At 60.2% G+C, this 6,316-nt stretch carries 7 protein-coding genes; 3 read left to right on the forward strand and 4 right to left on the reverse strand.

Annotated features, from left to right (window positions below):
• Positions 1-66 precede the first annotated feature (66 nt).
• From FBY04_RS28885 to FBY04_RS28900, 4 genes are all read right to left on the reverse strand, one after another.
• Positions 67-630 (reverse strand): rhomboid family intramembrane serine protease, encoded by a 564-nt coding sequence (locus FBY04_RS28885; RefSeq protein WP_145318747.1) that lies wholly within the window; start codon positions 628-630, stop codon positions 67-69.
• 111 nt (positions 631-741) lie between these two features.
• Entirely contained in the window at positions 742-1,440 is a 699-nt protein-coding gene (locus FBY04_RS28890; RefSeq protein WP_145318736.1) for a PspA/IM30 family protein, read from the reverse strand.
• A gap of 24 nt (positions 1,441-1,464) precedes the next feature.
• Positions 1,465-2,046: a YjfI family protein gene (locus FBY04_RS28895; protein ID WP_145318750.1), complete on the reverse strand. Its 582-nt coding sequence runs from the start codon at positions 2,044-2,046 to the stop codon at positions 1,465-1,467.
• Between the two features lie 347 nt (positions 2,047-2,393).
• Positions 2,394-2,942 carry a cysteine hydrolase family protein gene (locus FBY04_RS28900; RefSeq protein WP_084319651.1) on the reverse strand — a complete coding sequence of 183 codons (549 nt, stop codon included), beginning with the start codon at positions 2,940-2,942 and terminating at the stop codon, positions 2,394-2,396.
• A gap of 101 nt (positions 2,943-3,043) precedes the next feature.
• Between FBY04_RS28900 and FBY04_RS28905 the strand changes: the two genes are divergently transcribed.
• From FBY04_RS28905 to FBY04_RS28915, 3 genes are all read left to right on the forward strand, one after another.
• Positions 3,044-4,039 (forward strand): GlxA family transcriptional regulator, encoded by a 996-nt coding sequence (locus tag FBY04_RS28905; RefSeq protein WP_145318739.1) that lies wholly within the window; start codon positions 3,044-3,046, stop codon positions 4,037-4,039.
• Between the two features lie 303 nt (positions 4,040-4,342).
• A complete protein-coding gene (locus FBY04_RS28910; RefSeq protein ID WP_145318742.1) occupies positions 4,343-5,452 on the forward strand; it encodes a DUF3182 family protein in 1,110 nt (369 codons plus the stop codon).
• Positions 5,442-6,200, forward strand: a complete 759-nt coding sequence (locus tag FBY04_RS28915) for a S9 family peptidase (protein ID WP_145318744.1) — start codon at positions 5,442-5,444, stop codon at positions 6,198-6,200. The genes FBY04_RS28910 and FBY04_RS28915 overlap by 11 nt, the downstream gene beginning before the upstream one ends.
• Positions 6,201-6,316 lie beyond the last annotated feature (116 nt).

Consider the following 6,316-nt stretch of genomic DNA (forward strand, 5'->3'; position numbering starts at 1 on the left):
CCCTGACTCCATGGGGGCTCATTCCTGGCGAGGTAATCGCCCCGGCGTCTGAATGCTGGATTGCGGCTACCGAGCGGCATTAAACCTGTTGCGCGGTGCAGATAAAAGTATCTTGGCTGCAATAAATCCGGCGAGCGCACCAAACAGATGCCCTTCGAAGGAAACACCCTGGCGGGGAAGGAAGCCAAAGACCAGGCTGCCATAGAGCAAGGCCACGACGCTGGCCGTGATCAGGTTGCCCCAGCTCCTGTGAAACCAGGCACGAGACAGGAGGTACGCCCACAATCCGAATACCCAGCCGCTGGCGCCGATGTGCACGCCTGAAAAACCGAACAACCAGACCAGCGCGCCACCCAGCACAATGATGATCGCGCTGACGGCCAGGAACCGGTTGAGCCCGTCGACAATGACCAGGGTGCCCAGAATCAGGAAGGGAATCAGGTTGGCGCTGAGGTGTGCAAAGGACGCGTGCAAAAAGGGTGAGGTGATGATGCCGCCCAGTCCGTGGACTGTTCTCGGCACCAGGCCGAAGGCCACAAGGCTGTAACCGGTCGCGACATTGAGCAGTTGCAGCGCCACCATGAAAATGGCGAGGCTGGCGATTGTCTTGAAACCCTTCAGGGCATCCATCCTTGACCTCGAATCAACAAAAAACATGGCGCAGAATCCATGTGGGAGCGGCGGTGCGACGATTCGACTTGCTCGCACCGCCGCTCCCACAGGTTATGCATCCGGCCTCTGTTACTCAGCCGATTTCTGCTTCAGGCGTTCCAGAATCGCGTTGGCGCTGCCGGTATCCGGCGTGATGCCGGCTTCGCGAAGCTTGCGCTCCAGGTCGGTGCCGGTCGACGCATCGGCCAGTTGGTCCTGCGCTTCCAGTTCAGCGGCGCGTTGCTGCTGCTTGGCTTGCAAGCGGTTCAGCGTGCCGACCGCGGTTTCGAGCTTGCCGTTGGCACCGCCACTGGCGATGGACGCGCTGACCTGGGCTTTCTGTACGCTTTCGCGCGCCTTGGCCATGTCCACTTGCTGGCGCAAGCTTCTGATGCGGCTTTCAGCCTTGGTGATGTCTTTGCGCATGTTGTCCGCATAACCGCCGAATTCGGTGGCCTGCTTTTGCTCGACATCCAGCTCGTTGGTCAGGGTCGAAATGGCTTCGGCCACTTCCAGTGCCAGGTCTTCGCGATTGGCCTGGATCGCGGCCAGAGCCTTGGATTCCAGGTCCTTGATCTTGGCGTTGTACTCGCCGACGCGATCGGCCGACAGTTTGTGCTTGGCCATGATGGTGACGAGCTCACGCTTGGCGTTGGCCAGTGCGCCGTCGGCATCGCGAATTTCCTGGTCGAGGATGCGCAGGGCCTGCTGGTCGACGATCGATTCGCCGACCTCATTGGCACCGCCACGCAGCGCGGTGAACAATTTGCTCCAGATGGACTGAGTCATTGGATACTCCCTAATCCCGAATAATTAATTGAAGAAACGTTCGAAGGCTTCGCTGGCGCGCTGGACGTTGTCGACGAGGGTTTTCACCTCGGTCACGACGTTGGTCAGGCTCGAGTCGGAACTCAACGCGCCGAACATGTTGTAAACGACCTGGCCGTTGGGCATGGACTCGATACCGATCGACGACAGCGGAAACATTTCCCGGCTGCGCAACACGGCCTCATTGAAGGCCGGCACGTCCTTGATCGACTCGATGTCGACCAGCACGGTATCGACGATGATCTGGTCGCCCACCACTGCGATGTAAATCGGCAAGCCACCGAAGTCGTTCATTTCCAGCTTGATGCTGGACTCGGAGCCTTGAACCAGGGAGAGGGTGATGTCGTTCGAGACCACTTCGTCCAGGGCTTGAAGGGCGCTGTAGAGGCGATCGATGTTCCAGTTGTTACCTGCGCTCATGTAATTCTCCGACATGAATGAGCCAGCCAGAATCGGTTGGCGTAGCTGTTTCTCCATCTGCTTGAGCAGGCTTCGGTTTTCGGGAAGCACCCAAGTCTCGTGTTTCACATAACCGGCGGCACCCAGGCCCGCGCGCATCTGCTTCATGTAGAAGCTCGACGGCTTTTTCGCGGACGGCTTCGAGCGCTCTCCCTTGCGGCTCGCGGAATCGGTCACAGAACCGGAAGCCGGATCTGGTGGAGAGCTGCTGTTCATGATGCTGACCTCGTTGTGAAAAAACTCACGCGTGAGAAACACTACAGGCAATTTCCGCCGCCCTCAATAGCTCACGCGTGAGATTTTTTCGGGCTATTGAACCTGTGGGTTCACAACTGATGTGTACGCTACGCACCACTGTGGGAGCGGGCTTGCTCGCGAAGGCGCCGGGTCAGTCAACGTTGATGTCAACTGACCCGGCGCCTTCGCGAGGAAGCCCGCTCCCACAGGTTTTCGTCTTAACCAGCCAGGAACTCGTCGGTAGACACCACGCTGGCATACGCAAAACCCAGCGCCGACATGAAGGCTGCGTGAACGTGGGCGGCCGGAACGGTGAGGCCGTTGAACTCCAGATCCCGTGAGGCACAGGCGTCGTGAATGACGGTGACGACATAACCCATGTCGGCGGCGGCACGGGTAATGCCGTCGACACACATGTGGCTCATGCTGCCGACCACCACCAGTTCCTTGATGCCTTGTTCGTCGAGGATCGACTTCAGTTCGGTTTCGCGGAACGAGTTGACGAAATGCTTGAGCACCACCGGCTCGTCGGCGCGGTTGAGGACTTTGGGGTGCAGCTTCGCGCCTTCAGAGCCGGGGGTGAAGAACGGCGCTTCATCGGAGGTGAATTCGTGGCGAATGTGCACCACCGAATCGCCGGCATCGCGGAAGGCCTTGATCAGGCGGACGGCATTGTCCGCAGCGGCATCCGCACCGACCAGCGGCCACTTGCCCTGGGGGAAGTAGTCGTTTTGGATATCGACTACGATGAGTGCTTGCTTGGCCATGACTGTTTCCTCGAGTGTGTGTTGGGTGTGGAATGAAGTATCGGGTCTGGCGGGCCGTCCGAGGATTGGCCGCACCGACAATAGAAGGGGGAAAACTGACAATGGACGCACAAAGGGCAATCGCCGAGCTGGGCGTGCTGATTTATCCGGGCGCGCAGATGGCGGCGGTGCACGGGCTGACGGACTTGTTCGGGGTGGCGAACCGGATTGCCGCCGACTATCAGGCGGCGCAGTTGCCGCTGTTGCGGGTCAGCCATTGGCAGGTCGATGGCGATCAGGCGCCCAAGCGCGTCTACGACAGCCATCCCGCGCCGGACGGTGCATTGGTGGCGGTGTTGATCCCGCCGTCGATTGCCGGTTTTTCCGAAGGCCAGGCGCCGCAAGGCTTGCTGAGCTGGATTCGGCAGCAACACGCACAAGGTGCGACCCTTGGCGGCGTTTGCGTGGGCTCGATTCTATTGGCCGAAAGCGGTCTGCTCGACGGCCGCAGCGCCACCACCCACTGGACCTCGGCCAAGGCCTTCGCCGAACGTTACCCGGCGATCAGACTCAAGGCTGATACACCCATCGTCGATGACGGCGACCTGATTACCACCGCCGGGTTAATGGCCTGGTCCGAGCTGGGTTTGCGTCTGGTCGACCGGCTGCTGGGGCCGAGCATCGCCACCGGCACGGCGCGTTTTCTGGTGGTGGAACACAGCGACAGCGCGAGCGAATGCGGCAGTAATTTTTCACCGATCCTCAGCCATGGGGACGCCTCGATTCTCAAGGTTCAGCACTGGCTGCAAAGCACGGGGGCGACGGATGTGTCGCTGACGGCGATGGCCGAACGGGCAGGGCTGGAAGAGCGCACGTTCCTGCGCCGATTCCGCGCCGCGACCGGGTTGAAACCCACCGAATACTGCCAGCACCTGCGGGTCGGCAAGGCTCGGGAAATGCTTGAATTCACCAACGGCACCATTGATCACATTGCCTGGACCGTGGGTTATCAGGACCCGAGTGCCTTTCGCGCGACGTTCAAGAAGATAACCGGGCTGGCGCCGAGTGATTATCGGGCGCGGTTTGGCGTTTCGCCGACTGCCGCCGTGGCTCGTTAGCCAGAACGCCGCAGATCAAAATGTGGGCGCGGGCTTACTCGCGAAGGCGGCATGTCCGTCGACATTGATGCTGACTGACACTCCGCTTTCACGAGCAAGCCCGCTCCCACATTGGATCTGAGTATGGCTTGGGTCGTGCAAAATGCCGGAACTGAAACAGGTGTCGTGCAGAATAAGACAGGCGTAGTGCTATCACCTTTTCAACAACTTCTTGATTTGCCGCTCATTTCACACCGGGTGCCATTGGCCTGATCTCTGCACCCCTACCACTACATTCATCTAGCGCCGATTGAAGGGGGACGCATGACCCCAACAAACCGCAAGAAGCTGGTAGTCGCCCATTCGGTGCGCCCCGACGCGCCACAACATGAAGTCGAAACCAACCGCGCGCTGGCCCGTTGGCTGGCGCTTATCCTCGGGCTCAAATTCGGTGGCAGTTACGATCCCGAACGGCACAGCGGTCGAGACCTTTATCTGTTGCCCACTCAAACCCTGGTCGGTGCCGCTGCCGCGCGACAGCTCGGAGTCAGCGGACCGGAGGATTTGTGGGGTGGCTACGTCGAGCATGATTTCATCTGCACCAAAGCCATCAGCCACGGCCTGCGCAACAAGAATGCCCATGCTCCGCAAGGTTGGTCGCCGCTGTTTTCCGAGCGGGTGCGCAGCGTGGTGCTCGATGGCTTCAGCGTGTTTTCCTTCGACGATGCGCGTCCTGCGGCGGAACACTTGCTGTACAGCGGCCCGATTCGCTTGAAGCCGATTCATGCCTGTGCCGGGCGGGGTCAGGAGGTGATCAAGAGCCTTGATCAGTTCGACGAAATCCTGGCCAGGCCCGAGGCCCAAACGCTGTTCACCGAAGGCGTGGTTTTGGAACAGGACCTGACCGATGTGGTGACCCACAGCGTCGGGCAAAGCTTCATCGGCGACAACGTGCTGAGCTATTGCGGTGATCAATACTTGACCAAAGACGGTCAGGGCGAGCAGGTTTACGGAGGGTCCAACCTGCTGGTGGTGCAGGGTGACTACGACGATCTGCTCAGGCTGGATCTGCCCGATGAGGTGCGATTGGCGATCCGGCAAGCCCAGGTGTTCGACAACGCCGCGAATGAGGCCTATCCCGGTTTCTACGCGTCGCGTCGCAACTACGACATCGCGCAAGGCCTGGACACTAACGGCCGGCAGCGCAGCGGTGTACTCGAACAGTCCTGGCGCATGGGCGGCGCGAGCAGTGCGGAAGTGGCGGCGTTGCAGAGTTTCGTCAATCACCCGGGCATGCGCGCCATCCGCGTGTCTTCGGTGGAAACCTACATCGATCAGGCGCTGCCGGCGGACGCCATCGAGGTGTACCGCGGGCCGGCGCAAAACAGTGAATTTCTTCTCAAGTACGTAACGGTCCATTCCTATGACGGCTAGAAGCGAAACCATTCAGATCGACATCGACGATGAACAGATGAGCGGGACTTTTCTCAGCCCCAAATCGAAAGTCCCCGGCGTGCTCTTCGTGCACGGCTGGGGTGGCAGCCAGGAACGCGACCTTGAGCGGGCAAAAGGCATCGCCGGTCTAGGCTGCGTGTGCCTGACGTTCGACTTGCGCGGGCACACCGGCGGGACCGGCATTCCGCTGACGCGGGTCTCCCGCGAAGACAACCTGCGCGACCTGCTGGCGGCATACGACCGATTGCTCGCGCACCCGGCGCTCGATACCTCGGCGATTGCCGTGGTCGGCACCAGTTATGGCGGTTACCTGGCGTCGATCCTGACTTCCTTGCGGCCGGTACGCTGGCTGGCGCTGCGGGTGCCGGCGCTGTATCGCGACGAGCAATGGCATACGCCCAAGCGCGATCTGGACAAGATGGATTTGCGTGATTACCGCAGCACGCTGGTTCGTACCGACAGCAATCGCGCGTTGCACGCCTGTTCGCAATTTACCGGGGATGTGCTGTTGGTGGAGTCTGAGAACGACGACTACGTGCCACACGCGACGATCATGAGCTACCGCGCCGCGTGCCAGCAGACGCATTCGCTGACGCACCGCATTATCGACGGTGCCGATCACGCATTGAGCGAGCCGGTTTCGCAACAGGCGTACACCTCGATTCTGGTGGACTGGATTACCGAGATGGTGGTGGGTGAGCGGTTGAGTATTATCCAGTCGACATGAGATTTGCAGTGTTCTCGAGATCATTCGCGAGCAAGCCCGCTTGTGTCTAGATCTAGGAATAAGCTCTGGGGTGAGAGGGGTGGATGGCAAGCTGTGAGTCCGCGGTGCTTGAAGCA

It is taken from the genome of Pseudomonas sp. SJZ080 (genome assembly GCF_007828295.1).
GTDB lineage: Bacteria > Pseudomonadota > Gammaproteobacteria > Pseudomonadales > Pseudomonadaceae > Aquipseudomonas > Aquipseudomonas migulae_A.

What these genes read in the sequence shown, in the direction of transcription:
- FBY04_RS28885 (WP_145318747.1), bottom strand. Translation starts at nt 630, where the DNA reads ATGGATGCCCTGAAGGGTTTCAAGACAATCGCCAGCCTCGCCATTTTC.
- FBY04_RS28890 (WP_145318736.1), bottom strand. Translation starts at nt 1,440, where the DNA reads ATGACTCAGTCCATCTGGAGCAAATTGTTCACCGCGCTGCGTGGCGGT.
- FBY04_RS28895 (WP_145318750.1), bottom strand. Translation starts at nt 2,046, where the DNA reads ATGAAGCAGATGCGCGCGGGCCTGGGTGCCGCCGGTTATGTGAAACAC.
- FBY04_RS28900 (WP_084319651.1), bottom strand. Translation starts at nt 2,942, where the DNA reads ATGGCCAAGCAAGCACTCATCGTAGTCGATATCCAAAACGACTACTTC.
- FBY04_RS28905 (WP_145318739.1), top strand. Translation starts at nt 3,044, where the DNA reads ATGGACGCACAAAGGGCAATCGCCGAGCTGGGCGTGCTGATTTATCCG.
- FBY04_RS28910 (WP_145318742.1), top strand. Translation starts at nt 4,343, where the DNA reads ATGACCCCAACAAACCGCAAGAAGCTGGTAGTCGCCCATTCGGTGCGC.
- FBY04_RS28915 (WP_145318744.1), top strand. Translation starts at nt 5,442, where the DNA reads ATGACGGCTAGAAGCGAAACCATTCAGATCGACATCGACGATGAACAG.